The organism is Cognatundibacterium luofuense, from assembly GCF_018139685.1.
Lineage (GTDB): Bacteria > Pseudomonadota > Gammaproteobacteria > Burkholderiales > Burkholderiaceae_D > Undibacterium > Undibacterium luofuense.
The window spans coordinates 43,760-70,584 of record NZ_JAGSPN010000010.1 but is presented as its reverse complement, the minus strand read 5'-3'; the positions used below and the strand labels follow the sequence as shown (position 1 = coordinate 70,584).

General features: G+C 53.8%; 26 protein-coding genes. 8 read left to right on the top strand and 18 right to left on the bottom strand.

What is annotated here, in order from left to right:
- Window positions 1–57: 57 nt before the first annotated feature.
- The 3 genes from KDM89_RS13585 to KDM89_RS13575 all read right to left on the bottom strand — a co-directional run bounded on the left by KDM89_RS13585 (window position 58) and on the right by KDM89_RS13575 (window position 2,769).
- Window positions 58–948, bottom strand: a complete 891-nt coding sequence (locus tag KDM89_RS13585; protein WP_212688474.1) for an AraC family transcriptional regulator — start codon at window positions 946–948, stop codon at window positions 58–60.
- Window positions 949–1,090: 142 nt separating this feature from the next.
- Window positions 1,091–1,921, bottom strand: a complete 831-nt coding sequence (locus KDM89_RS13580; protein ID WP_212688473.1) for a sugar phosphate isomerase/epimerase family protein — start codon at window positions 1,919–1,921, stop codon at window positions 1,091–1,093.
- Window positions 1,922–1,929: 8 nt separating this feature from the next.
- Window positions 1,930–2,769: a phytanoyl-CoA dioxygenase family protein gene (locus KDM89_RS13575; RefSeq protein WP_212688472.1), complete on the bottom strand. Its 840-nt coding sequence runs from the start codon at window positions 2,767–2,769 to the stop codon at window positions 1,930–1,932.
- A gap of 129 nt (window positions 2,770–2,898) precedes the next feature.
- Here KDM89_RS13575 and KDM89_RS13570 point away from each other — a divergent pair, with 129 nt between their 5' ends.
- On the top strand, window positions 2,899–3,828 hold the full coding sequence (locus KDM89_RS13570) for a LysR family transcriptional regulator (RefSeq protein WP_230427867.1): 930 nt from the start codon (window positions 2,899–2,901) through the stop codon (window positions 3,826–3,828).
- Between the two features lie 246 nt (window positions 3,829–4,074).
- Window positions 4,075–4,476 carry a hypothetical protein gene (locus tag KDM89_RS13565; RefSeq protein WP_212688471.1) on the top strand — a complete coding sequence of 134 codons (402 nt, stop codon included), beginning with the start codon at window positions 4,075–4,077 and terminating at the stop codon, window positions 4,474–4,476.
- Between the two features lie 298 nt (window positions 4,477–4,774).
- Here KDM89_RS13565 and KDM89_RS13560 read toward each other — a convergent pair whose 3' ends face one another.
- Entirely contained in the window at window positions 4,775–5,326 is a 552-nt protein-coding gene (locus KDM89_RS13560; protein ID WP_212688470.1) for an outer membrane beta-barrel protein, read from the bottom strand.
- Between the two features lie 344 nt (window positions 5,327–5,670).
- Between KDM89_RS13560 and KDM89_RS13555 the strand changes: the two genes are divergently transcribed.
- The gene (locus KDM89_RS13555; RefSeq protein ID WP_230427866.1) at window positions 5,671–7,188 is read left to right on the top strand and encodes a glycoside hydrolase family 10-like protein; all 1,518 of its coding nucleotides are present in this window, start codon (window positions 5,671–5,673) and stop codon (window positions 7,186–7,188) included.
- Window positions 7,189–7,195: 7 nt separating this feature from the next.
- Here the strand turns inward: KDM89_RS13555 and KDM89_RS13550 are convergent, their stop codons facing one another.
- The gene (locus KDM89_RS13550; protein ID WP_212688468.1) at window positions 7,196–8,128 is read right to left on the bottom strand and encodes a GGDEF domain-containing protein; all 933 of its coding nucleotides are present in this window, start codon (window positions 8,126–8,128) and stop codon (window positions 7,196–7,198) included.
- Between the two features lie 288 nt (window positions 8,129–8,416).
- Between KDM89_RS13550 and KDM89_RS13545 the strand changes: the two genes are divergently transcribed.
- Window positions 8,417–9,343, top strand: coding sequence for a LysR family transcriptional regulator (locus KDM89_RS13545; RefSeq protein ID WP_212688467.1), 927 nt, complete (start codon window positions 8,417–8,419; stop codon window positions 9,341–9,343).
- Here the strand turns inward: KDM89_RS13545 and KDM89_RS13540 are convergent.
- Genes KDM89_RS13540 through KDM89_RS13525 form a run of 4 tightly spaced genes read right to left on the bottom strand, consistent with a single transcriptional unit; the run spans window position 9,325 to window position 14,028 of the window.
- Complete coding sequence (locus KDM89_RS13540; RefSeq protein WP_212688466.1) at window positions 9,325–9,933, bottom strand: M15 family metallopeptidase; 609 nt, start codon at window positions 9,931–9,933, stop codon at window positions 9,325–9,327. The two genes, KDM89_RS13545 and KDM89_RS13540, sit on opposite strands and share 19 nt — an antisense overlap.
- A gap of 1 nt (window position 9,934) precedes the next feature.
- Window positions 9,935–11,755 (bottom strand): ABC transporter substrate-binding protein, encoded by a 1,821-nt coding sequence (locus KDM89_RS13535; protein WP_230427865.1) that lies wholly within the window; start codon window positions 11,753–11,755, stop codon window positions 9,935–9,937.
- On the bottom strand, window positions 11,707–12,717 hold the full coding sequence (locus tag KDM89_RS13530) for a succinylglutamate desuccinylase/aspartoacylase family protein (protein WP_212688465.1): 1,011 nt from the start codon (window positions 12,715–12,717) through the stop codon (window positions 11,707–11,709). Before KDM89_RS13530 ends, KDM89_RS13535 begins: the two co-directional genes overlap by 49 nt.
- 21 nt (window positions 12,718–12,738) lie before the next feature.
- On the bottom strand, window positions 12,739–14,028 hold the full coding sequence (locus tag KDM89_RS13525; RefSeq protein ID WP_212688464.1) for an MFS transporter: 1,290 nt from the start codon (window positions 14,026–14,028) through the stop codon (window positions 12,739–12,741).
- A 243-nt stretch (window positions 14,029–14,271) separates the two neighbouring features.
- On the opposite strand from KDM89_RS13525, the gene KDM89_RS13520 reads away from it, so the two are divergent.
- Together KDM89_RS13520 and KDM89_RS13515 are read left to right on the top strand one after the other, a co-directional pair.
- On the top strand, window positions 14,272–15,228 hold the full coding sequence (locus KDM89_RS13520; protein WP_212688463.1) for an N-acetylglucosamine kinase: 957 nt from the start codon (window positions 14,272–14,274) through the stop codon (window positions 15,226–15,228).
- Complete coding sequence (locus tag KDM89_RS13515) at window positions 15,225–16,022, top strand: N-acetylmuramoyl-L-alanine amidase (protein ID WP_212688462.1); 798 nt, start codon at window positions 15,225–15,227, stop codon at window positions 16,020–16,022. The genes KDM89_RS13520 and KDM89_RS13515 overlap by 4 nt, the downstream gene beginning before the upstream one ends.
- Window positions 16,023–16,275: 253 nt before the next feature.
- Here the strand turns inward: KDM89_RS13515 and KDM89_RS13510 are convergent, their stop codons facing one another.
- The 7 genes from KDM89_RS13510 to KDM89_RS13480 all read right to left on the bottom strand — a co-directional run bounded on the left by KDM89_RS13510 (window position 16,276) and on the right by KDM89_RS13480 (window position 22,491).
- The gene (locus KDM89_RS13510) at window positions 16,276–17,133 is read right to left on the bottom strand and encodes an HDOD domain-containing protein (protein ID WP_212688461.1); all 858 of its coding nucleotides are present in this window, start codon (window positions 17,131–17,133) and stop codon (window positions 16,276–16,278) included.
- Between the two features lie 122 nt (window positions 17,134–17,255).
- Window positions 17,256–17,729, bottom strand: coding sequence for a CreA family protein (locus KDM89_RS13505; protein ID WP_212688460.1), 474 nt, complete (start codon window positions 17,727–17,729; stop codon window positions 17,256–17,258).
- Between the two features lie 76 nt (window positions 17,730–17,805).
- Complete coding sequence (locus KDM89_RS13500; RefSeq protein ID WP_212688459.1) at window positions 17,806–19,266, bottom strand: APC family permease; 1,461 nt, start codon at window positions 19,264–19,266, stop codon at window positions 17,806–17,808.
- 535 nt (window positions 19,267–19,801) lie between these two features.
- Window positions 19,802–20,149 (bottom strand): hypothetical protein, encoded by a 348-nt coding sequence (locus KDM89_RS13495; RefSeq protein WP_212688458.1) that lies wholly within the window; start codon window positions 20,147–20,149, stop codon window positions 19,802–19,804.
- Between the two features lie 10 nt (window positions 20,150–20,159).
- Window positions 20,160–20,765 (bottom strand): hypothetical protein, encoded by a 606-nt coding sequence (locus tag KDM89_RS13490; protein WP_212688457.1) that lies wholly within the window; start codon window positions 20,763–20,765, stop codon window positions 20,160–20,162.
- Between the two features lie 65 nt (window positions 20,766–20,830).
- The gene (locus KDM89_RS13485; RefSeq protein ID WP_212688456.1) at window positions 20,831–21,913 is read right to left on the bottom strand and encodes a calcium:cation antiporter; all 1,083 of its coding nucleotides are present in this window, start codon (window positions 21,911–21,913) and stop codon (window positions 20,831–20,833) included.
- Window positions 21,910–22,491: a GNAT family N-acetyltransferase gene (locus KDM89_RS13480; protein ID WP_212688455.1), complete on the bottom strand. Its 582-nt coding sequence runs from the start codon at window positions 22,489–22,491 to the stop codon at window positions 21,910–21,912. Before KDM89_RS13480 ends, KDM89_RS13485 begins: the two co-directional genes overlap by 4 nt.
- 166 nt (window positions 22,492–22,657) lie before the next feature.
- Between KDM89_RS13480 and KDM89_RS13475 the strand changes: the two genes are divergently transcribed.
- Complete coding sequence (locus tag KDM89_RS13475; protein WP_230427864.1) at window positions 22,658–23,353, top strand: MarC family protein; 696 nt, start codon at window positions 22,658–22,660, stop codon at window positions 23,351–23,353.
- A 42-nt stretch (window positions 23,354–23,395) separates the two neighbouring features.
- Here KDM89_RS13475 and cadR read toward each other — a convergent pair whose 3' ends face one another.
- Window positions 23,396–23,851 carry a Cd(II)/Pb(II)-responsive transcriptional regulator gene (cadR, locus tag KDM89_RS13470; protein ID WP_212688454.1) on the bottom strand — a complete coding sequence of 152 codons (456 nt, stop codon included), beginning with the start codon at window positions 23,849–23,851 and terminating at the stop codon, window positions 23,396–23,398.
- Window positions 23,852–24,169: 318 nt separating this feature from the next.
- Here cadR and KDM89_RS13465 point away from each other — a divergent pair, with 318 nt between their 5' ends.
- Window positions 24,170–26,281, top strand: a complete 2,112-nt coding sequence (locus KDM89_RS13465) for a heavy metal translocating P-type ATPase (protein ID WP_212688453.1) — start codon at window positions 24,170–24,172, stop codon at window positions 26,279–26,281.
- Between the two features lie 182 nt (window positions 26,282–26,463).
- On the opposite strand, the gene KDM89_RS13460 is transcribed toward KDM89_RS13465, so the two are convergent.
- Window positions 26,464–26,781, bottom strand: coding sequence for a hypothetical protein (locus tag KDM89_RS13460; protein WP_212688452.1), 318 nt, complete (start codon window positions 26,779–26,781; stop codon window positions 26,464–26,466).
- Between the last annotated feature and the right edge of the window lie 44 nt (window positions 26,782–26,825).

Genomic DNA, 26,825 nt, shown 5'->3' with positions numbered 1-26,825 from the left:
TGATGCGGATAGCTGCACAGCGTGCGACCGTGCAGCGCTCCGACAAACAAGAAAAACTCAGTCCTGCAGAGGCAGATACACCGCGAATTCCGACTGATGCTCAGGCACATCGGGGAAGAAGCGGATACGTTCCACAAACAGCGGAAAATCCCGTAGCTGCTGACCGCTGGCAGGCAGCCATGTGCGGTACAGCCAGTCCAGTCCGGCGTATAAATCCTGTTCCCGACCGGTAATCAGCAATTTCGCGCAGCGTCCGGCAGGGATGGTTTGCAGATGGATGCCGTCAGCACCCTCACCCGGATCAGCATCCAGCGGGATCGCCAGATCAAGCCGGAAATCCTGTGCAGCAACCGTATCAGGATCGTTGTACAGAATATTCAGCGTGGCATAGCGTGAGGGATGCAGATGGTGTTTTTTGCGCCATGCAATAAAGCGTTGTATGGTTTGCCCGATCAGCGCAGGATCGCCCAGATGCGACATGCAGGCAATACGGGTGGCGGGAAAAGCGATTAGTTGCGGTTCAGCGAATACAGCGGACATATGCAGACTCCTTTCAGAAAATAAACGGAAACTCCGGTTCCAGGAGAGCCAGTCCGGTGCATGGCGGAATGCGCTCGGGCTTTGTCCGGTATCGCGCCGGAATTCGCGTGCAAACGCTTCCGGACTCTGATAACCGTTATCCAGCGCCACCTGCATCACACTCAGCGGGCGGTATGCCAGCTGATACGAAGCACGCCGCAAACGGCTTAAGCGGATGTAACGATGCAGCGCAATGCCGGTCCATGCCTTAAACAAGCGATGAAAATGAAACGGTGAAACGGCAACCAGCGCGCTCAGGGTTTCCAGACGCAAATCACCATCCGGATGGGCATCAATCCAGTCCAGCACCGGTTGCAGGCGGCGCTGACGGCTACCGGCAGACGACGTGTTTTCTGAAAGAGGATCCATAGTGTCAGAGAAGTGTGCGAAAAAAACCTGAGCGGCGGATATCAATATTGCCTACCCGCCTGCTCTCCTGTCTGCACAGTATGCAGACAGCGCGCCCATCTTACCTGACCATTCTTGCTGAATTGGTGTGACGGTGAAGGATTCAGCACCAGCCATGCGCTGCATAGCGCGCACGCAACAAATGCATCATGGCGACATTTAATTCCCACGCATTGCTGACTTCCTGCTGGCTGTACGGCAGCGTGGCCGTGTAAGGCACGGGGCCGAATTCCGGAGTGATGGTCAGGCAGGTTTCACCGGCAGCGACACGTGCCTGCAGAATCTGATCCCACCATGCCAAATGCGCCTGCAGTTCTGCAGCAAATTCCGGTGCACGGAAATCGCTGACCTGCGGCCCCTGCGCATGACCAACCCGCGCATGAATATGCTTCACCAACGGGAAAATTCCTTCCAGCATCGCTTGCTGATCCTGCAGCAGCGATTCGCAGGCACAGCACCAGTGCGACAAATCCGCATTCAGCGGTAAGTCCGGATTGTGTGCCAGATACGGTGCCATCAGCGCCGGATGGCCGCTGAAACGGCTGCGGTGAATTTCATGCACGATACGCACACCGGTTTGCTGGCTGATCGCTGTCGTCAGCGCAATCAGTTCCTGATTCTGCGCGACGCTGTACCAGTCTTTGCCGGTGTGGCTGTTGACCATCAGCGGCTGTGCCGCGCAGGCACGGCGCAACAGATTTTCCAGCGCCGATTTATGCTGCGCGAAATCGCTATGAAACACGGTTTCCCACTGCTGGGTAATCAGCAGCAAACCGGCATCGCGGATGCGCTCCAGCCAGTGCGCCCATTCGGCTTCATCCGCAGGCAAGGACATTTCAATGCCATCAAAACCAGCGGCTTTGACTTCATCAATAAACTGCTGCGCCGGTTTACCCGCATGTCCCCAGTGCGCCGCAAAAACATGCAGTTTCACCGCCTGACTCATTCAAAACCCCGCACCGGAAATTCCGCGCCGCGCTGTATCCAGTTTGCCGGCGAATACCGGCTGGCGCCATCGGTCACGTGCAGTGTGTAAGCATGGCGTGATACCGGAGACCGGTTCGGTGCGCTGTAATGTGGCAGCAAGCCGTGGAAGCACACCAGACTGCCTGCACGCACTTCCAGCGGCACGGCGGTACTGTCATCCGGCCACGGCAAATCGGACAATTTTTCAGTACGTACATGGTCGCCTTCACGCACAAAGCGTTCACGCAGCGGCGTGCGGTGACCACCGGGCTCCGCCCACAGACAACCGTTTTCCAGACTGGCATCTTCCAGCGCAAACCAGAACGTGGTGACTGTCACCGGATCGGTGTCAAAGTATGTGGCGTCCTGATGCCAGCGCACTTCACCGCCTATGCCCGGCTGTTTAAAGATATACATCGATTGCCAGATTTCCGGCTGTTGCAAACCTAACTGACGCGCCACGGCAGCCAGTTCCGGTCCGCGTGAAAACGCACTGAACACCGGATCCAGATCATGCATCGCATGACCGATTTTATTGATCGACAGTGCTTTAGCCTGACGCAACTGACCATCCTCACCAAATGCTTCCTCTTCAAAGAAGCAATGCATACGGGTTGCCGAATCGAGAAAGTAATGATCGATGTGTTTATCCTGTTCGCGGGTAGTGAAAATCGAACGTGACTGTGCAGGATCGAAAGCATCCACAATCTCGGCAGCGCGCTGACGCAATGCGGCGATTTGTGCCGGAGTTTTGAAATCCGGGATAACGATAAAGCCATCCTGCTGATAGCGGTCTAACTGTTCCTGATTCAGCATTGCTGCCTCCTTGTTTTGCGATAGCGCAAGTGTAATCAGCGCAGCACCTGCCCGACAATGGCTACAACGGTTGACAGTTTGTTTCCGTTTCTTTGACAATCAGCGTTTATCCCCTGAACCCGTCAAGCTATGGATACGCTGAAAGCGATGGAAGTTTTTTGCGAGGTAGCACGTCAGCGCAGCTTCAGTGAAGCGGGACGCAGGCTGGGCATCAGCCGCGCACTGGTCAGCAAACATATCGCCGCACTGGAACAGCATCTGCAGATACGACTGCTGCACCGCTCCACCCGCGAAGTCAGCCTGACCGGTCAGGGGCTGGCCTTTCTGACGCCGTGCGAGGAAGCAGTACAACAGGCACGCGCGGCACTGGCGCTGGCAGCACACAGCAGCGACCAGTTGCGCGGCATTCTGCGCTTACAGGCACCGGCCAGTTTTGCCTCTGAATGGCTGGCGGACATTCTCGCCCGTTTCGGACTGGATCATCCGGAACTGCAGATTGAATTACATGCGGACGATGCCTTGCTCGATCCGGTGCGCCACGGTTTTGATCTGAGCATACGGGTCGGCGGCATTCCGGATCAGTTCGGCCTGCAAATGCGGACGCTGGCGCCCTGCCGTGGCTTGCTGTGCGCCAGCCCGGCTTATCTGGCCCGTGCCGGTATTCCTGCGCATCCTGCAGAATTGACGCAGCACCGCTGCCTGCATTTCAGTCATCTGACGCAGGGTGCGCGCTGGCAGTTTCAGCGTGGTGACGAACACTGCGAAGTCACGGTCAGTCCGGTCTTCAGCGCAAATAATGGTCGTGCATTACATCAGGCGGCGCTGGCCGGCGCCGGCATTGTGTATCACACCAGTTTTCTGGCCGCCCGCGATATTGCAGCGGGGCATCTGCAAGTCGTATTGCCTGACTGGCAAGTGCCACTGAACCATCTGACCGCACTGTACCCGGCCACGCGCAGGCTTTCCCCCGCAGTCCGCACACTGATCGATGTGCTGGTCAGTGAATTTTCACCGGTACCGGAATGGGACAGGCTCTCAGGATTAGGTGCACCTGTTTGAACGAAGACGGAATGAATATTGATTAAAAAAGCTGCATGCCAACGGCTTAAAAAAACAAAGTTGTTGCTTTCCGTCATCAAAAAATCCCGCGCTACTGACTTTCCACCTGCACCATACATTTGATACTGGTCAAACGTATCGCTTTGGCATACTGTTTGGACAACCGCGGATAGCGGCATAAGCAGACTGCAGGCACATCTTTGTGACCGGATGCAGCGCAGCAGCAACCAGGGAGATCAGGCAATCATGTGGAAAGAGTATGTCAGCGGTGTGCTCGAGTGGAAGCGGATTATCCGCGAAGCATTCACCGATAAGTTTTTTCTGCTGTGGTTCATACCACTTGCTGTGATGAGCCTGCTGATGCTCGCAATTCTGATGGATCTGCTCAGCTATGATCACGTGTTTAAGGGCGCGCATCTGGCTTCGGAGTCCTGCCGCAACCTGACTGACAAAGAAGCCTTTGTGATGCTGATGAATATGCTGATCACCGCACTCAGCGGGCTGGTCAGTGTCGGTGAATTAATCCGGTTTGCAGAAAATAAAAAACGCGGCATTCCGGTTCAGTATGGCAGCTTCATCACCAGTAGCAGCATTGCTGCCATCTCACTCATTTCCCTGCTGATTTTTTCCCGCTACTTTTGCCATTAATACTGTGAAAAAAATTCACCGCGTATCGGGACGTAATATCAGCAAAAACATTTCCGTTGAAGCAAGTACATAACCTGCAATTATAGGCAGCGTCCAAAAAATCACTCGTTGCCACACAGAAATTTGCCTATGATGCCGCAGTCTGATGGATTGGTCAGACCCATCTCTGCTATCCCCCAAGATAGTGAGGATACTTTCACGGGCGCCCTGGCGCCCGTTTTTTTTACAGCCTTCATCACTCACAAAAACGCTAAAGAACAGTGAGGACTGTACTTTACACTTGCGACTCTGCCACCGGTCAGAACGCGTACTGCAATCCAGCTGAGTAACCCAGCATCGATTTTTTGCTGTACGACATATCAAATTTCTGACTTTCCACCTCGCCGCGCAGTGTCAAATTCTTGTTCAGCTTATAGTTCAAACCGACACCTAAAACCGGCTGCCATGAGGAGTGATCGAAATTACCGAGTGCCCCGTTACGGATTTCTGCACGCATATAGCCGATACCGAACTTCGCAAAAGCACTCAGATCCTGATAAATCGGTGCATTTGCTAACGCACTGATTGCCAGACTCTTTCCTTTAACATCGGTCGGCAAGTTACCCGCCGAAGACCCTGTTGTATGCAGTGTACCTGTGTCTTTGTAACTAAGCTCAGCAGCGATTGTGGAATTAATCTGATATCCGCCAAAAACTGAGAATCCGGTGTCACTCGTTTTACAACTTATGCCGACACAGGCGGCATCCCAGTTGTAGCGCCCTACACTTCCACCTATATAGACCTGTGCAGATGCCGCAGCACAAGTCAGCAAACCCGTAAAAAAGTACGTGCTGATTAACAATTTCTTCATCTCAAATTTCTCCTTAATAATTTTTGAATGCAGTAAAAACACTTTTCACCATCATCCGGAGCGGCATCGTAACAAAATGATTTCTTTAATCGAATGACAAATAATTTACGCAGGGAAACAGTCTCTTTCGTATTGCCATTTTGCATTTATTATTTTTTTGTCATAAATGTTGCATCGAGCGGAATCCGCTTTTTCAATTACTTGCATAGACATTGGCATACGGACGATGATCCAGTACGATGCGGAACTTTGAATTTCGATTTGGATGCGCCGGAATGTTCAGTTCAGCGTCGTTTTCACCCCGTGCACGTATTAAAAACCTGCTGCGATCAGGATGTATTGCATTGCTACTGAGTGCCTGCGGCACGCCGGTTAAACCACCTGCTCCTGTAACAGATACCTCCGTTCCGGCTGCACAGCCTGTCAATGCACCACTGCCGGGTCAGGCTGTCAGTCAGCAAGTTCCGCCGCTGCCACGTGAATTCCGTGCGGTCTGGGTATCGACCGTTGCCAACATCGACTGGCCCAGCCGCCGTGATCTGAGCAGTGAACGCCAGAAACAGGAAATTCTGCAGATTCTGGATCAGGCCGCGCAAATGCGGATGAATGCTATCGTTTTGCAAGTCCGTCCCGCTGCCGATGCGATCTATCCTTCAGCACTGGAACCGTGGTCTGAATTTCTGACTGGTGAACAGGGGCGCGCACCGAGTCCTGCCTATGATCCGCTGCAATTCTGGATTGAGCAGGCGCATGAACGCGGCATGGAATTACATGCGTGGTTTAACCCTTTCCGCGCGCGCACCGCATCCCCGAAAGCAACGCAGGCACGCAACCACATCAGCCGCGCTGCAGCACAGGTTGTACGTAATTACGGCGATCAGCAATGGATGGACCCCGGTGAGCCACTGGCACGTCAGCACACACTGAATGTGATCGCTGATGTACTGCGTCGTTACGATGTGGATGGCGTGCATATCGATGATTACTTTTACCCGTATCCGGTAAAGAATGCGCAAGGCACAGAAGTGGAATTTCCGGATGACGCTGCGTGGAACCGCTATCTGCAATCCGGCGGCAACTTAAGCCGCGCCGACTGGCGGCGGGACAATGTGAACCAGCTGGTGCGTGCGATTGCAGAAATGGTGCATCAGGAAAAATCCTGGGTGAAGTTTGGTATCAGTCCGTTCGGGATTGGTCGCCCTGACCGGCTGCCACCCGGCATTGCCGGTTTCAGTCAGTACGATAAGCTGTACGCTGATGTTGAGACATGGCTGGCTAACGGCTGGCTGGACTATCTGGCACCACAGCTTTACTGGCCGATACAGCAAACCCCGCAGGCATTCAAGGTATTGCTGGATTACTGGCAGCGTCAGAATACTCAGCAGCGCCATATCTGGCCGGGTTTATTCACCAGTAAAATCGATCACAGCGAAAAGTCCTGGCCAGCGGATGAAATTCTGAATCAGGTAGATGCTGCGCGCAGTATGCAGGCTGGCGGACATATTCATTTCAGCATGGTCAGTCTGGCACAGAATCGTAAGCAGATCCGCCAGCGACTGGAACAGGAAAAGTATCTGACACCGGCGCTGGTTCCGGCGACCCCGTGGCTGGAAAATACCAATATTGCGCCGCCGCAGCTTAGTTTGTCACCTGCCGGCAAAATCCGCGTTCAGTTGCCTGATCCGGCCAACACACGCTGGTTAGCAGTCTGGAAAAAAACCGATCAGCAATGGCTGTTCAGTTATCAGCCCGCGACGCAAACCGAGGTCAGCCTTTACAGCCCTGGTCCTCTGCGTCAGATTACTGTTATCGCCGTTAACCGTTCCGGCCAGGAGAGTCTGCCGGCGAGTCTGAACTTCTGAACCGGCGTCAGTTACTGATTTCCGCAGCAGAACGAAACACGATGCGATCGCGTCCGCTGCGTTTTGCTTCATACAAAGCACCATCAGCCAGCGCCAGCAGTCGCGCAGTGTCGGTATCGTCCTGCAATGATGTCATGCCGACGGATGCGCTGTAGCGAAATGCGGGCAGTTGAGCCAGCGGATGAGACTTGCGCAATCGCTCAAGCAAGCGCTCACAGATTTGCAATGCCTGCTGCTGCCCGACATCCGGCAGCAGCAGTAAAAATTCCTCGCCACCGACCCGTCCGCACGCATCTTCACGGCGTATACAAGCTTGCAGCGTACGGGCAAAATGTATCAGTACCTGATCACCGGTTGCATGTCCGTAGGTATCGTTGACTGCTTTGAAGTGATCGATATCAATCAGAGCAATATGCAACTGCCTCTTCTGCTCTGCAGCGCTGCGAACCTGCTGCTGTAAATTACGCATCATCGCCCTGCGGTTACTGATACCTGTCAGAACATCCGTACTGGCTTCGCGCAATGCAAGATCACGTGCATAGCGCAACTCCCTTCCCTCCTGTCGCTGATGCGTGATATCCATACCGACACACAACATCCACCGGTTAGGCAAAATAGTTTCCGTCATCCAGACCCAGCGGCCATCGGTTAAGTCGGCTTCAAAACCGCGAAATGGCTGCTTGCCACGACGTGAATAGGCTGACCGTATCCATGCTTCGATATCATCTGCGCGAATCCGGACGCCGCGCTGTTGCTCGTAATTCTCACGAATAAGCTGCTCCCAGCTCATACTGCCATCCGTGCGTGCACCGTAAGCTTCACAAAAAGGCGGATTGGCAGCGCGCAGAATATCGTGCTGATCAAACAGCGAAACCAGCAAATACGGATTTTCCAGCAAGCCTTCGCCCGCCATTTCATTCAGATTCAGATGTTCTGTCATAACCGTTTTTCCGTATATCCGATCCGACTGGTGACAGCGGACACCAACAAGTGGTCTGATGCCAGTTTAGCAAATCACTTTCCTGATTCATCCTTTACCGGCAATTATTTGCATGATGAATAAAAGTGGTATTTCAAGATAATCATTTTTGAGCAAAACAGAAAGTCGTAACTGTGAAAGATGTTCAAAAGTGCTGCAAAGGCCTTTTTGTGTCTCCGTAGAAATACGGAGGCAGCCAGCGCAGCTAACAGAGTACAATCGACCGCTGATATATCCGCCAAATACGACATGCGATTGCGCCATATAGAAATTTTTCACGCTGTGATGCAAACCGGCACCATCAGCGGTGCTGCTCAGTTATTAAACATTTCCCAGCCTGCTGCAACCAAAGTGTTGCAGCATTGCGAACTGCAACTGGGATTGAAACTGTTTGAACGTATACGCGGCAAACTGCATCCGACGCCGGAAGCGCACCGTCTGTTCGGAGAAGTAGATAAATTGCAACGTGATCTGCAGGCAGTGAGGCGACTGGCGGCGAATCTGAAAACCAATCCGGCCGAAGCGGTGCGTCTGGCGTCTACGCCGACGCTGTCCATCACGCTCATTCCGGAAGCGCTGGCACGCTGGCGCCGGCGTTTTGAAAAAGTCCACTGTACGCTCGCAACTTTTCATACCGCCGGACTGGTCAACAGCTTACTGGTTGGAGATACCGATCTGGCATTTTCTTTATATGACCCCTGTCATCCGGGCATACACAGTGAAGCGATTATCCGCGGCAATATGACGGTCATTGCACCCGCTGATACCTGGCCAGAAGATTTGCACGGGCAACCGCTGAAACTGTGTGGCCTGCCGAAAAATCTGATCGGGATTGATCTGGATGATCATCTGGTCAGCCGCCTTTTGGACGCGTGCGAAGATGAAGGTACCGTGTTTGAATCAAGCACGATGGTGCAAACCTATCTGCAGGCAAAAACGCTGGTGGAGCTTGGCGCAGGCGCTGCGGTAGTTGATCCTTTTACCGCTGCTATTGCAGACCGCAGTAAAACAGCCTGCCGTCCGGTCTTTCCTGCGGTCGGTGTTGATTTGTATTTGCTGTCACGCAAGGCAACGCCTTTGTCCCGCAGCGCACATGCATTTGTGGACGCTGTGCGCCAGACTGCGAATGATCACATTGCACGCGCTTCGGCACAAGCTCAGTCAATGCGCGGATAAGTGGCACGTACCTGCGCAGGATCACCCATATTGAAATGCCACCATTCTGTAGGAATGCCGTGAAATCCGGCTTCCTGCATGAGCCTGTTCAATAACTGACGGTTAGCCACCTGCTGAGTTGTCAGTTCGCCGCTTGCCAGAAACTGCTGTTCAAGACGCGGTTGTGAACGGGGATCAAAAGCATCAAACGCGGTACCCATATCCAGCGCCCTTCCGTACTCATCCAGAATACTGACATCAACCGCCATACCGAATGAGTGAATGGAGCCACGGGCTGGATCAGCCACATACATTTGCAGCGGCGTTCCGGCCAGAAAATCCCAAAGCGCAATCTGTATCTGATGCGGGCGCAATGCATCGTAAACAATGATGTGATAACCCGGCTGCAAGCGCTGCAATGCGTTGGCCGCAGTTTGTAAAGCAATGGCTGCCTCACGATGCAGCCATACGCAGTCACGCCCTGCATACAAATTGCGTCCGGTGAAATTATCGTCGCATGCATAGCGCAAATCGGTGACTACGCCGCGCAAACCGGACAGCGGCAAAAAATCGGGATGCGGGCAAATGCCTGTGTACTGATCTGCCTTCATATCAGCGATTCCCGCTCTGATCCTGAACATCCAGATAGCGCCAGTTCGTGAACTCAACCGGATGACGCAGATAGTTCTGCACACGCGGCTGCACAAGGTCAGCAGACAAGGGATGTGTACGCAATATCCACGGATTATAGGCATGCATCAGAAATACCATACGGCTGTATAACTTTTTGCGCTCCGGCCCGTCTGCCAGTCGTCTGGACTGCTCAAATAATTGATTAAATTCCGGCAGGTTAAAGCGCGAATAATTGGCTTTACCGGCATTTGGCCCGTACAGCAACTGATAAAAATTCTCGCCGTCCGGAAAATCACCAACCCAGTTCGCTTCAGTCATTTGCACTTTGCCGAGCCGCGCTGCTTTCAGAATTTCGCCGTGCTTGTCTGAGACAAAACGGATACGCACACCGATTGTTTCCATATGCCTGCGCCAGACTTCTTCACGCAATTTACCGGTAGCATTCGCCAGACTGTGCATCACTAACTCTAGCGGATTCCCGTCCGGCAGGCTGCGGTACCCATCCTGCCCGCGCCGGTAGCCGTAGCGATCCAGCAATGCATTGGCTAATGCAAGATGATGTCTGAGCGGGCTTTTCCATTGCGGATCATATCCAAGTACATTCGGTGGCAAAGGAGTTTGCGCAGGAATCGCAAGACCTTTTTCGATCAGACGAATATCACTGTCCGCGTCGTAACTGAGAGCAATCGCCCGGCGCAGCGCGATTTTTTCTTTGGTATATCCGCCGATGACCGGATCTTCCATATTCATCCAGACGTAATACGTCTGCAAAGGTGTGAACCAGTAAAGGCGTATCCCTTGCTGCGCCAGAGCAGGTTTCAGTTTTCCCTGATCCAGTACCATTTCCGACAATGGTGGCGGGACTTGCTCAAGAATATCCAGTTCTTTGTTCAGAAACGCCAGCACACGGGCCTGCTGTTCCTCCATAACAAGAACATTCACCGCGTCCACCAGCGGATAAGACTTCGCTTTCAGAATCTGTTGCACACGACGACCATCATCATCTGTTGCACCTGAATCAGAAAACTGCGGACGGCGGAAAGAAGGGCTGGCCACCAGCTCAATACGGAAACTGCGCTTCCACGAACCAAGTTTGAACGGGCCGGTTCCGACAGGATGATTTCCGGCCTGATTACCATACATTTCGATGACTTCACGCGCTACTGCTGCTGTTGCGGGTGTCGCCAGTGCAAACAAGAATCCGGGATCAGACTGACGCAGGCGTAGCTTCAGCGTATAACGATCTGTCACCTCTATCCCCGGAAACACCAGCTGATATGCAGCATCCGGATTGCTGCGCACAGCAGTCAGTAAGCGCTCATCACCCTGCAATTTCCCTTCCAGCAAAAACAGCCACGGAGATTTCAGCAGAGGATCATATAAACGGCGCAACGAATACGCGTAATCGTCGGCCGTCAGTTCACGGTCTTTGCCAGCAAAAGCGGGGTCGGGGGTAAAACGTATGCCCTTCTGCAACCGGAAGGTGTAAGTCAGGCCATCGGGAGAAACATCGGGCATCGCACTCAGCGTATTGGGCCTCAGGCTGACAGGACGTGCCAGATAGTCATAGCGCAGCATCGGTTCGAACATATTTTCGTTGATGCTCATGGTGGCTATATCCGACGCCAGTGCTGGATCAAAACTACTTTCCGGGTTAGTGATCAGCACATTGAGCACTTTGGCTGCATGCGCACCGGTACTGAGCATCAGTGAAAACAACAACAGCACAGCTATAAACGAGCGCATAGGCATCAGCAAACTCCCTGCAGGCGCGATGAGTAACGCGCCAGATAAAACCATTCTTCACCAGCCTCTGCCCCGGGATCCGGAAATACAATCCTCCCGTCAAAAGGCGCGCGAACCTCGGTACCATCGGCATGAATACCAATCAGCTCGCCCGCGCTGACCATGTCAAAACTGGCCCATGTGCGTACAAAACGGTCTGCCTTATTTCGCTTATCAATGACTTCTTCCAGATGCAGTGCTTCCATCCCGGTGTCTGCAGGCACAGGTTCCCCTGATGTCAGCCCGAGCCAGTCAAGCGTACGGCGTATCGCATTCCATGCCACTTCCGGTGCCGCAGGATCATCGTGACTGCCGCACTCCAGCGTCATCGCATAGCCACCAACAGAACGCATGTATTCTGTCGTGCCTATACCAAAGCTGGTATCCGCATCCGCAATTTGCAAAGCGCTGGCATCAGGCGGCAGCGCAGCACGGCGGCGAGCCATGCCTTTGTCATAAGTACTGAGCCAGCCATCGACAAGTCGGCGAACACCGAGCCGCATCGCCAATGCCAGTTCCGGCGTCGCATGCCGGAAAGGTTCGAGTTTTCCCAGATTGTTTTCAGGACCGACCAGAACAAATGGCTGCCCGTCTCCTCGGAATGAATGCAAATCCAGCAACACATCGTGCTGCGCCATCAAGGGGCACAACCAGTTGGCAACATGATCTTCAAATTCCTGCGCTTGCTCGGTCGGAATCAGGCGACGGTTCAGATTACGGTCGCCATGCCGTTCTTTGCGGGCGTATGCCAGCGGATTGCAAACCGGAACCAGTGTCAGTGAACCGCTGCTCAAAACAATCTCACCGCTGTCCAGTGCGGCAATCAGGCGGCGAATTGCCTGAGTACCGCAAGTTTCATTTCCATGCACAGCACCGGTAATCATCAGCGCCGTTCCCGGACGCATCGCCTGATAGCGGTGGCTGACAAAATGCAATGCCTGCTCCGGATAAGATTTCTGAACCTGTTGTCGTGTCATCGTGATACCTGCTCGTGCTGATTATGCCGGATTCTGCGGCGTTTCTTTTTTACCGAACTGCGGATCAATCCTGATCATCGCGCACACGATAAACGTGGCTAACGCCGCAATACAAATCCAGAGAAAAAATCCGGTGTAGCCGAGTTGCGTTTGCAGCCAGCCACTGAACAAGCCCGGAATCATCATCGATAACGCCATGAAACCGGTGCAGATCGCGTAATGGGCTGTTTTATGCTCGCCGTCAGAAAACATCATCAGATACAGCAAATATGCAGCGAAACCAAAGCCGTAGCCGAACTGTTCAATCGCAACCGATATGCCGATAATGCCTGCATGCTGAGGCTGCATCCATGCCAGATACACATACACCAGATGCGGCAGATTGATCGCTATCGCCATCGGCCACAAACAGGCTTTCAGCCCCCAGCGCGAAATCGCTGCACCACCGGCAATACCGCCGGTGGTCAGTGCTGCCATACCCGCCATCCCGTAAATCAGACCGACCTGCTCAGTACTCAGCGCCAGTCCGCCATTGGCGATACTGTCCTTTAAAAATAAAGGCGCTACCTTCACCAGTTGCGCTTCACCAAAGCGGTAAAGCAGCATGAACGCAACAGCCAGACCAAATTGCGGCTTACGCAGATACAGCGCAAACACCGCAGCGAATGATTGCCACCAGTGCTCGCCGTGCCGCTGCGGCTGGTCTGATACGGGCTTTGGCAATCCGAACTGATGCCACAATGCCATCATCAGAAACCCCGCCGCAAGCAAGCCAAAGACCAGCATCCAGCCTTTTTCAACACTGCCGCTGAGACTGGCGCTGTGTCCGGCCAACCATACCAGACCGCCCTGCCCGGTCAGCATTGCACACCGGTAAAACAAACTGCGGAAGCCAACGTAAGCAGCCTGCTGATGCTTTTCCAGCGCCAGCATATAAAAGCCGTCCACACTGATATCGTGCGTCGCGGCAGCAAAGGCCAGCAACCAGAACATCGCCAGCGACCAGCGGAAAAAATCAGATACAGGAATGGTCAGCGCAACCGCTGCAAACAAAGCGCCTATCACCAGTTCCATTGCAACGATCCATCCGCGCTTTTTGCCGGTCATATCCACCAGCGGTGCCCACAGCGGTTTAATCACAAACGGCAGATATAACCAGCTTGTATAGAACGTGATATCGGTATTCGAGATTCCGAGATCTTTGTACAAAATGACCGATAAGGTCATCACAATCACATACGGCAAACCCTGTGCAAAATACAGTGTCGGTATCCAGGACCAGACTGAGCGTCCGGAAGAAGATGTTGTCATTAAATCGTTCCGTTCTTAGGGATGTATCAAATCGGTGTCAGTCAATCACTTTGCTTGCATCCGGGCAAGTACAATAGTGGTATTAATACACTGGTTGAACTAATGTGTTGTTCTTCCGGTCTTTCACACCTGTGCCGTAATGATAAGGCATCGCCGCCGGTACATATTAAAAACTCATGCATCTGCAGAGAACGGGAGTAAGATGAAAAATCTGCCCCGCTGCCCGGAATTTTATTATCAGTAATGAACTCGGAAATCTTTCTTCCTGAATCAGGGGAACTTCCCCCGCCATTGCCACTACTGGGCCTCGGTATCGATACCGGCGGAACACAGACCCGCTGGGCGCTGGCAAATCAGCAGCAATCTGTGGTCGCCAGTGGCACAGCGGAAGGATTTACCGCATTACAGTTTGGCACCCGGGAAGGAAAAACAGCGTTTCAGCATTTGTTCGCAACACTCGCGGCGACTGCGCGCAGCCACGGCGAACTCGGCTATGTCAAAGCTGGTATTACCGGATTCAGTGCGGAGCAGGCGCAACTGCATCATATGATTGCGCGTATTTTTGAGTTGCCGGATGCATGCGTTTCGATCAGCAACGATATTGAAATCGCGTATCTCGATATTTTTTCACCGGGCAGTGGTTACCTGATCTATGCAGGCACAGGTTCCATCGCCGCGTATATTGATGAAAATGGTGAGTTTCACCGCGCCGGTGGCCGCGGATATCTGATTGATGACGGTGGCAGCGGTTACTGGATTGCACGTGAGGCATTGCAATACATCTGGCGCAATGAAGATGAGCAGCCGGGTTACTGGCGCCAGTCACGCCTTGCACAAAGCATCTTCCATCAGATCGGCAGCCACGACTGGCAACGTACAAAAGAGTTCGTATATCACCGCAGTCGCGGCGATATTGGTAAACTCGCGCTTGGCGTTGCTGCTGTGGCCAGTCAGGACACGGTAGCGGCTGATATTTTGTGGCGAGCAGGACAGGAACTGGCGCGGCTGGCGATTTCGCTTTGTCATCGTTACGGCCCGCGTCCGGTGGTGCTGAGCGGCCGGGTGCAGGAATTGCATCCGCTGATTACCGAATCACTGCGCAAACATTTGCCTTCAGAAATCAGCCTGCGTCAGAGTACCTGTCAGGCCCATTTTTCTGCGGCCCGGCTGGCGGCCAAACAATTACCAATCACAACATGAAACGTCTTTTCGCTGTTGCCCTGCTGGCTGGCTTATTGTCCGCCTGCTCCACACCCGCGCCGTTACTGACCCAGATCGACCGCAGCGTCGTCTCGGTCAGTCAGGAGCCACGGATTCAGTTTCTGATTCTGCATTACACCGCCATCAATGAACCAGCCTCGCTGCGTGTTTTAAGCCAGCGTGACGTCAGCGCGCACTATCTGGTAGGCGACCAGAATCCGGTCAAAGTATGGCAACTGGTGGATGAGAGCCGCATGGCCTACCACGCCGGACTCAGCGAATGGAAAGGTTACAGCCGTCTGAATGCGTCTTCCGTCGGCATCGAAATCGTGAATCAGGGCTTTCAGGATACACCGCAGGGACGTGTCTATTTCCCGTTTCCGCAAGCACAGATTGATCAGGTAATCGCCTTGTCGAAAGATATCGTCAAGCGCTATAACATCAAGCCGGAATTCGTACTCGGCCACTCTGACATTGCCCCTTCGCGCAAACAGGACCCGGGGCCTTTATTTCCGTGGAAACAATTTGCCGATGCCGGACTGATTATCTGGCCGAATGCAGATGAGGTAGCGCGACTGACGCCTGTGTACACGCAGCAATTACCGGAAGCGCGCTGGTTCCAGCAAAAGCTGGCGAAGATTGGTTATGGTGTACCGCAAAGCGGGCAGTTTGATGATGCAACCCGCAATGTCATTATTGCTTTCCAGACCAAATACCGTCCGGCAAAATTTGATGGTATGGCAGATGCGGAAACCGCTGCGATGATTGATTCGGTAGCTGCGCAGACCCGCTGATCATCCGCGCTGCATTCATCCGGCAAAACAGCATTCTGTTCCCTGCCGGATGCATCTGATCTGATGACCCTCGTTTTTTTCTGATGGCGGCCTACACTGTAAGTGCAACAAGGAGGCTGCCATGAAACTCACTGATACCTTTGAATCGCTGATTTTACTGAGCTTTGTTCTGGTCGCTGCGCTGCAGTTTTTATCGCAGATCGCACACTGAAACGGCAAGGAAAAACCCGGGGCAAACGCGCCGGGTTTTTCATCACTGCACGTGACTGTAGATGTCGTGCAGTTCCTCGAAATAGTCTTCCAGTTCATCGTGCGTCAGGCCGAGGAATTCGCAGGCTATGGCTCCGCCTTTATCCCATTCCGCCTGGTTTTCACGCCCGTGGTATTTGTGAATACTGAATTCAGCGACCACGCATAAAGCAATCAACGCACGCACCATGTCATCTGTCGCGGTGTCATTGAGCGCGCTGTAATCATGATGCAGCAGAATGGCGGATGTGACCTGCTCAGGCAAACCCCATGTACGCGCCATCAGCGCACCAACGGAGGTATGGCTGGTGGAATGCCGGTCTTGCTCAACTTCGGTAAATCGTACTTCCCGGGCTTCCGCTGCGAGATCCAGCGTCGCCTGATAATCTTCGAAACGCTCCATCAGCAAAGGAATACCGATATCGCAGAACAATCCGAAGGTATGTGCGACATCCGGCGGACACACACGCATACGGGACGCAAGGTAAGACATCGCCTGCGCACGCTTAGTGGAAAAATCCCAGAATTGTTCTAAAGGCATTTTTTCCGTCTGCACCGACTGACGCGCAATGATGCCGGTCAGTACCAGTCCGCACTGACGCATACCGATCAGCTGCACCGCATGCTCAACCGACGTTGCTTTTAAGCGCAGGCCGTAAAACGGCGAATTTGCCAGTTTCAGTAAAGATGCGGACATCGAGACATCATTGGCAATCAGACCGGACAAGCGACGCGGATCGGGATCGCTGCCGGCCAGCTCATCCTGTACGTCGGCCAGAAGACTCGGGCGTGGCGGAATACGGATTGTTTTGATCAGACTGTCAACAGACTTTTCGGCAACTGCAGCGGTGGTGGAATTCATAGCATCATCAACGGTAAGACAGAAAAACAGCAGGGGCAGAGTGTAACATTTTCCTTCAGGAAACAGCAGCGCAGACTGGCGGCGTTTCCGTGAAATGCCTGCCATATCTGCAAAGAATTGTTTCAGCGCAATGGAATACTGACAGCACGGTCAACCGGCACTGCGGTCACACTGTTTTTCGGCGAACCGTCCACCAGTTTATCCGAATACGTCAGATATACCAGTGCGTTGCGCTTCGCATCCACCATCCTGACGATGCGCAGCTTTTTAAACAAAATCGACAGGCTCTGGTTAAAGACTTCTTCCTGCTGACGCAGTTGTCCGTTAAAGCTGATCGGTCCGACCTGACGGCAGGCAATGGATGCTTCTGATTTATCTTCTGCCAGACCCAGACCGCCGCTGATACCGCCGGTTTTGGCACGCGATACATAGCAGGTGACGCCATTCACTTTCGGATCATCATAGGCCTCCACTACCACTTTATGATCCGGCCCGATCAGTTTAAACGCGGTATCGACACTGCCGATATTTTCCGCCTGCGCCATACCGCTGATTGCAACCAGTACAGCCGCTGCCAGCCAGCCAGAAGTTTTCATGCTTACCCTTTCAGAACGGTCATAAAAAAACAGGGAGGCAATGCCTCCCTGCCATCTTAACAAGATATGCGGTCTGTCAGTTTTTATTCAAGCGTGAATGATGACGGCTGTATAACAAATAAATGGCCAGCGAGACCAGCATCCATGCAAAAAACACATGGTAAGTGACCGCCGACAAGTCTTTCAGAATATACAGGCAAGCCAGAATACTGGTGCCCGGAATCAGGTAAGGGCCGAAAGGAACACGGAAACCTTCACCGTGCACACCCAGATGGCGGCGGCGCACCACCGGCACAGCGGCAGACACAACGATAAACGCGACCAGCGTGCCCATGCTGACCATATCCCACAGCAAGGTTGCATCGACCAGACCGGCCACCATACCAACCACCATACAGACCAGAATGGTATTAACGAATGGTGCACGGGTTTTCGGATTCACGATCTGAAACGATGGCGGAATCAGGCCGTCTTTACTGATCGCATACAGAATACGGGTCTGGCCGTAAATCGTGACCAGCGTTACGCTGAACACAGAAATCACAGCACCGGCAGACAGAATCAGCGCAGGCCAGGATTTACCGGTCACGTTCTGCAGAATCACCGCGAGACCGGCTTCCTGCCCTTCAAACATGGCTGCAGGTTGCGCACCAACCGCCGCCACCGCTACCAGCATATAAAACACCGTCACGATCAGCAGCGCCAGCATGATACCCAGCGGCACATTACGTTTAGGATCTTTGACTTCAGCGCCCGCCGTTGCGACGGTATCCAGACCGATAAACGAGAAAAACACCGTACCGGCGGCGGCTGTCACGCCGGCCATGCCGGCCATGCCTTTGCTGTTATCAGTATTAAAAAACGGGGTGAAGTGTTCTGCCTGAAAACCGCTGAAAGCGATGACCGAGAAAAACACCAGAATCGCCAGCTTGACCATGACCATGACCGCATTAACGCTGGCAGATTCTTTCGCGCCGCGCAGCAGTAAAAAGCAGCAAATCACGACCAGCACAATCGGCGGCAGATTGATCTGACCCGGATGGAATTCCACTCCGTTTGCGCCGGCCACGATCATCGGGCTGCGCAGCATGGTCGGAATATGCCAGCCAGCGGCATTTTCGAGGAAGTTGTTCAGGTAAGCCGACCAGCCAATCGCGGTGGCGCTGCCAGCCAGCCCGTATTCCAGCAACAGGCAGGCAGCAACAACGAAAGCGCCGAACTCACCGACGCTGGCGTAGGCGAACGAGTAAGAAGAACCGGAAGCGGGAATCCTTGCCGACAGTTCGGAATAGCACAAAGCAGTCAGACCAGCGGTAATTGCGGCAATCAGAAAAGACAGAATCACGGAAGGCCCGGCCTTAGGCACCGCTTCCACCATGGTAAAAAAGATACCGGTGCCTATGGTGGCGCCGACGCCGATCATGGTCAGGGCAAACAAGCCCAGCGTGCGGTGCAAACCGTGCTGACCTTCAACGATGACTTCCGGTGCATCCAGCGGTCGGGTTCGTAACAGCTGTTGTAAGAACGTCTGTCTCAAGATTTTTCCTTATCGAGATTTGCCCCGTCGTGGCGGGGCGGGATCAGCATCTGTATTGCTGTATTCGGTTTTATGTCAGTCCGGTGACATAAAAACCGCCATCATATAGGCAAAAGCGCCGCGCATGCTGCGGCAAAAGCCCAAAATCAGCGCAGAAAATGTGCTTTTTACGACAGCGTCAGCGCAGATACCACGCTGGGCCTGCGGATGCTGGTGAAAGCGTGCGGAAGGCCGGATTTGCAAAATACCAACACTGGCGAATGTTGTGCGACGAATTACTGTCGCAGGCTGGTGCTGGCTGACATACCGGCACCTGGCTGACAGCCAGTGATCAGGAGGCGCCAGAACGCCTGAAAACGGCTGAAAATGCCTCAAATGCGGTGTTCAGCACAGCGATCCGGCGGTCGTCGGCAGAAAGTCCGGCTCTCGCAAAAGTACCCATGCGGACTTCTGCACAATGAACTGCTCCCGACCGGTGCAGAACCTAACGGTCGGGCGAGGAAGGTAAAGCAGAAGTGCAGGCAAAAAGACCGGCTTACAGCACCAGCAATAAAGGTGAAGCGACACGGATCAGCGCAGTGCGTAAGGCCTGCAGAATACTGTTGACCGCCGCCTGTACCGCCAGCAGCGTCAGCTGGGTCGCCGTGACCAGCACCGAAACGCAGGCTTGCTGTTGCATCTTCAGCATCAGCTTGCCGGTATCGGGACTATAACCCTGAGTGTTATCGAGCTGATATGCGGTGACATTGTCCGCAATGCGCTGCAAATGTTCTGCCATTTTGCGCAGCTCGGCTGGCAGATAGTTTCTGGCCTGCTGCCAGTGCTCACCGAATGCGGCTTGCGCATTCGACATCATTTCCTGAAACAAGTCTTCGATAGACATGAGAATTCACTTAAGGCTGAATGGTGGCGTGACCGGCTTTGGCAGCTTCGATCACAAATACTGCACGGATCGCCTGATCCGTGATGGCTTTTGCATCGGCCGCGGTGGCCGGACGCAGGCAGGAGTAAGCACCGCAGCGGTCGGTATCGCGGTGAATCTGCTGCAGAATTGCCAGTTGCTGACGGACCTGTGTCAGCAGCAAGGTATGACAGGCTTGTGCCGCACTGCTGCCGGTCTGCGCTGCCGTTTTAACTGGAAACGGCAGCGCTTGCCCGAAGGTGTTTTGCAAACGCTGATACACCGCATCCTGCACAGCGCAGGACGTATTGCCTGCATACACGCTTGCCCGTGTGATCAGGGCGGCAAGCTGCGCATCCATTTCCTGATAGCTACGCCAGTTCGCCTCATAGCTGCCTTCCGGCTTGCCTGCCAGTTCCGCCATGCTGCCCAGATGCAGTTGTAAGCGCGTCGCGTATTCCAGCATGGCGCGTTCGGTCAGCGGATCTGCCGGACTGACCAGCGCCAGCGGCTGGCAGGCCGTCAGCGTCACAGCGATTGTCGCTACCATGACCATGCGTAAGCGATGCTGCCGGAAACAAGATTCCATCAAAGACATGCACACTCCGGAATAAATGAATGAGTTAAGGAATTCAGGAATTAAGGAATTAAAGAATTCAGGAATTAGGGAACGATGGTGGTCAGCAGATACACCGCAAAAATCACCAGATGAATCGTGCCCTGCATAATCGTCGTGCGGCCGGTACTCAGCGACAGCGAGGTAACCAGCAGCGACAGTAATAACAATACCGTGGACTTCGCATCTATCCCAAGACTCAGCGGCCAGCCGGTCCACAGCGAAATCACCGCCACGACCGGAATCGTTAAACCAATCGATGCCAGCGCAGAACCGAGTGCCAGATTAATACTGGTTTGCAGCCGGTTAGCACGTGCGGCGCTGAGTGCCGCCAGTCCTTCCGGTAACAGCACGATAATTGCAATCACAATCCCCACCAGTTGCTTTGGCGCGCCGAGTGCCGCCACTGCCTGTTCAAGGCCGGGTGCCAGCGCTTTGGCCAGCAACACTACCGCAACCAGACTCGCAATCAGTAAGGCAAGACTGGTCCAGGCCATTCTGTTACTGGGGCGCGGCGCATGCACTGCTTCATCCGCTGCGGCATTCGCCGGCAAAAAGTAATCGCGGTGACGCACGGTTTGCACCAGCACAAAAGTGCCGTACAACACCAGTGAAACCAGTGCGATAAAAGCGAGCTGGGATTTGCTGTAAAACGGTCCCGGTATCGTTGAGGTGAAGTTCGGCAATACGAGTGTCAGCACTGCCAGCGCGGCCAGCGTTGCCAGCGAAGTACTTGCACCGTGCAAACCGAAACTCTGTTCACGGTGCCGCAAACCACCGAGCAACAGGCAGGCACCGATAATGCCGGACAATATCACCATAATCGCGGCGAACACCGTATCGCGTGCCAGACCGGAAGCCGATTCGCCACCGGCAATCATCAGCGACACAATCAGTGCCACTTCAATCAGCGTCACGGCAACTGCCAGCAACAAGGTACCGAAAGGTTCGCCGATTTTATGTGCCACCACTTCGGCGTGGTACACCGCGCAAGTCACACCGGCAAACAATGCCGGTACCAGCAACAGCGCCAGCCACGGGCTGCTGCTGACGCTGGCAATACCCAGCGTTACCCAGGCAAGAACAGGTATGGCTTTCGCCCAGACCGGCAAGCGTTCAGTGATTTTCATGTCGGACTCTCTTTCAGATAAATAGCTGCCTGTGCATCGGTGCGCAGCAGCGAATAACAATGCAGACTGACATAGCGCTCCTGCTTGCGTTCACATTCACGCAGCACCCCTTCGAGCTGAAAACCAGCACGCTCAATCAGGCGGCAACTGGCAATATTTTCGGGTTCAGCACGCGCCTGTACACGGTGCATTTGCAATCGGGTATATCCGCAACGCAGGATCGCATCACAGGCTTCGCTCATCAGCCCCTGCCCTGTATATTGCGGCAGCAGCCAGAATCCCAGTTCCGCACACTGGTGCTCCTGCTCCCACTCATAAAAACCGCAGGTACCGATCAGGGTTTGCGGCGTGTCGTGCAAATGCAGCCCCCACCAGATGCCGGTGCCGCTGCGTAAAATCAGTTCATACCAATCCATCTGAGCCTGTGTGCTTTCGAACGTTTCATAATGCACGCCGTAATACTGCGTCACTTGCGGATCAGACAAACCCTGAAAAATAGCTGTGCGGTCCTCTGCCACAATCCGGCGCAAGCCCAGCCGCTGTGTTCGTAAGACCGGGAAATCTGGTTTCACCGACACTGTGTATCCTCCGTTAACATCACAACACACCGCAGTGTACGCGATTCAGCATTTCTTCATGTCATGCCATCCTGCTAATGGACTGAAAAAGCTGATTACAAGCGGTAGCTTTTGTGCTCGCCCGCCCCGTATAATCCAGCAGATCTGTTAAAAAAAAGGAGCTGTAATGAACCTTGCGATGATTGTCTTTTTTAAGGCATTTCTGGTCGTGCCCGTTGCCATGTTACCGCTGGTGAATCCGATTGCGATTGCACCGATTTATTTATCGATGACCGGCCCGCTGGACCCGGTCACTGCGCGACGCCTCGCAAAACGTATTGCTATTAATTGTTTTTTTATGCTGATGGGCGCAGTCTTCGTCGGTTCTTATGTACTGGATTTTTTCGGCATTTCGATTTCTATCGTGCGCGTAGCCGGTGGTATCGTTGTTGGTATGGCTGGCTGGAAGCTGCTGAATGACCAGAGTCAGGATAAGCTGCGCAGCTCGGTGGCGGCATCCAGCCATGCAGGCCAGTGGACAAAAGAAGAATTGCAGCGCCGCAGTTTCTATCCGTTCAGCTTTCCGCTGACTGTCGGTCCCGGCACGATTGCTGCCTCGGTCACGATCGGTACGCAAATGCCGCACAAACCGATAGACTGGCTGGTGACCAGCCTCGCATCCGCACTCGGCGTACTGGCGACCACACTGGTGATTTACTTCTGCTACCGCTTCGCCCACAAAATGGAACGCTTCCTCGGCGACGTCGGCGGTATTGTTTTACTGCGCTTGTCCGCATTTATTCTGGTCTGCCTGGGTATCGCTATCAGCTGGGCAGGTATTTCAGAACTGATTAAAGATCTGGTCACAGAACTGGTGTCCTGATCCGGTATTCACAGGCAACTCAACGACAAGCGGCTGATTTTTTCAGCCGCTTTTTTTATGCTCAGCGGATGAGGTATGGGTGTGACAAAGGCAAGCCTCACCATGTGCAGCCGCTACCAGTTCATGCAAAATGCCGCACTCACGTCCGTGATGCGCTTCATCACAAGCAGCACGTAAACGGCTTAGTTGCTTTTCCAGCGCCTGCATACTGGCCAGTCTGGCTTGCACCCGCTCTATCTGCGCATCAATTAAATGGTTGATGTCACCGCAATCTTCCGCAGGATTTTCCATAAACTGTACCAGCCGCCGGATATCTGCCAGCGGAATATCCAGTGCGCGGCAATGGCGGATAAATGCCAGCCGCTCCAGATGCGCCTGTTGGTAGTCGCGATAACCATTATCCTGACGCTGCGGCTCAGGTAATAAGCCGCTCTTTTCGTAATAACGAATTGTCTCCAGATCCACGCCGGTTGCTGCTGCCAGTGCACCTATCCGCATTCTTTTCCCCTGTTCCAAATTACCGCTTGACCCTGTAGTGACTACAGCCTCTAGACTGCAGAATATCACGGCTTTGCCCGTAAACTTTCGCAGAGAAAGAGCGCCATGCATTCCTGTAAATCATCAGACAGTCACACGACACTACACACCTCCTGTGCGGATCATGCCCATCCACACGCTCATCCGCATTCTCATTCACACGAACAAACGGATCACGCTGATCATGCGCATACCCATGCGCATCAGGATACGGCAACTTCCGCAACCTGCGGCGGACATACCCACTGCTGTGCACCAGCCGACCTGATCAGTCCACCTGTGCCCGACGCACCGCAAGGGTTCGCAACGCTGCGGGTACGCATCGATGCCATGGATTGCCCGACAGAGGAAGCTCTGATCCGTAAGCAATTGTCCGCGATGCCGGAAGTACGGCATCTGGAATTCGATTTACTGAACCGCTTGCTGACGGTGCACCACGAAAATCTGACGCAGGAAGCTTTGCAGAAGGCGCTGCGCGGACTGGGGATGGAAGCAGTGCCGGCAGGCAGTACCGCTGCGGTCATGCCGGCGGGTGGTTTTCCATGGCATCTGGTAGCAGCCGGTGCGCTTGCACTGCTGGCAGAAATCGCCGATCTGGCAACAGCCAGTGTTCCGGCATGGCTGGCACCGGCCAGTGCCCTGGCAGCAGTATTATTGTGTGGCGGGGCAACGCTGAAAAAGGGCTGGATAGCGCTGCGCCATCTGACACTGAATATTCATTTACTGATGACGATTGCTGTTGCCGGTGCGCTGGCGCTGGGTGAGTGGCCAGAGGCGGCGATGGTCATCGTCTTATTTGCCGTTGCAGAAAGAATTGAAGCAGCCAGTCTGGATAAAGCCAGAGATGCGATACGCGCCTTACTGCAACAGGCACCGGATACAGTCCGGATACAGGACGAAAACGGACAGTGGCAAACACTGCCAGCGGCAAACGTTTCAACCGGCAGCCTGATGCAATGCCGCCCAGGCGACCGCATTGCGCTGGATGGCATCATCGTAAACGGGCGCTCTGCGCTGAATCAGGCAGCCGTCACCGGCGAAAGTCTTCCGGTCGAAAAACAACCGGGCGATACGGTTTATGCAGGCACGCTGAATATCAGTGCTGCGCTGGAAATTCGCGTAACAGCAACTTCATCCGACAGTATGCTGGCACGTATCGCTGACTCTGTTCAGCAGGCACAAAGCCAGCGGGCACAAAGTCAGCGCATGATCGACCGGTTCGCTGCAATCTACACACCGGTAGTCGGCCTGATTGCACTGGCGATTGCAGTACTACCACCGCTGATGGGCGAACTCAGCTGGCAAACCAGCCTGTACCGGGCACTGATATTACTGGTGATTGCCTGCCCCTGCGCTCTGGTGATCGCAGCACCGGTTACGATTGTCAGCGGGCTGACACTGGCAGCGCGGCGTGGGATTGTGATCAAAGGCGGACAATATCTGGAACTGGCACGCTCGCTGAAATTTCTGGCACTGGATAAAACCGGCACACTGACCGAAGGCAAACCCAGGTTACAACATATCTTTTGCGCGCCCGCTATTTCTGAGGAACAGGCGTTGCAACTTGCTGCAAGCCTGGAGCAGGACTCCTCCCATCCGCTCGCACACGCATTGCTGTCCGCCTGCACGCAAGCTCTGCTGCCAGTCACAGACAGCGGCTTGCTGGAAGAAGACGCATTACGCGGCGTTCAGGGAAAAATCCATGGCCGGCATTACCGGATCGGCAATCAGGCGATCTTAAACAGCTTGCCACAAAAACCGGACTGGCTGACAGCACTGACCGGACTGACCGAGCAAGGTAACAGTCTGCTGTATCTGTGTGATGAGCAGCAATTGCTGGCTGTGTTTGCCGTAGCCGACAGTCTGCGCAGCACAAGTACCGTTGCGCTGAATGAGTTAAGGACGATGGGTGTGGAAACTCATATGCTGACCGGCGATCAGGAAGGTACTGCGCGCTACATCGCAAAGCAAGCCGGAATTGCCGTCGTACACAGCCAGTTATTGCCTGAGCAAAAAGCGAAGCTGATTGCTGAACTGGCAAGCAGTGGCGTCACCGCAATGACGGGTGACGGCATTAACGATGCACCCGCACTTGCCAGAGCACATCTGGGTATTGCAATGGGTGCGGGTAGTGATATCGCGCTGGAAACAGCAGACGTTGCACTGATGGAAAACAATCTGCAAAAAATTCCTGAGCTGATCCGGATTTCTGCAACAACACACCGCGTACTCTGGCAAAACATCGTGCTGGCACTCGGTCTGAAGTTGATCGTGTTTGGACTAACGCTGACAGGCCACGGCAGCTTGTGGGCAGCCGTCATGGCGGATACGGGAGCAAGTTTGCTGGTGGTGCTGAATGGTTTGCGTATTTTGCGCAGCCACAGCGCTTAATAGCACAAGACGCCAGAAGATTCCGTATCTACTCACTGACGGATAAAGCAGGCGTGATGCTGATCTGTTGCTGAAGCGAATCCCTGAAAATTCAAAAAGAAACGCCGGTGAATGAGCACCGGCGTTTCTTTTTTTGCATGCTGATTCAATCCCGTATTGAAGAGATCATCGGCAACGTCAAATCATGCGTCACTTTCGTCATCGGCTTCCGGCAATTCTCGCAGCATCAGCGCATGCTCAATATTGGTGGACTCATCTCCCATGCGGCTTTGCCAGGCGCGCAGGAAATACGTCAGTTCTCTGGCAGTTGGCTGCTCGTACCAGATCACCACCAGATTACCTTTGTGATCATGCAGCTTGGCGACTTTTGCACAAAAGTCCGCATTACCATCCATATCAGACAACGCAGCTGCGTAACCATATACGCGGCTCAAACGCTCCAGACGATCTGGCTCTGTTTCACTGTTGGTTGCAGAAATTTTGGGAATATCAAGGAACATACGCCTTCTCCAGAGTTTGCCGGTTCAGATGTGCCGGTGAATGC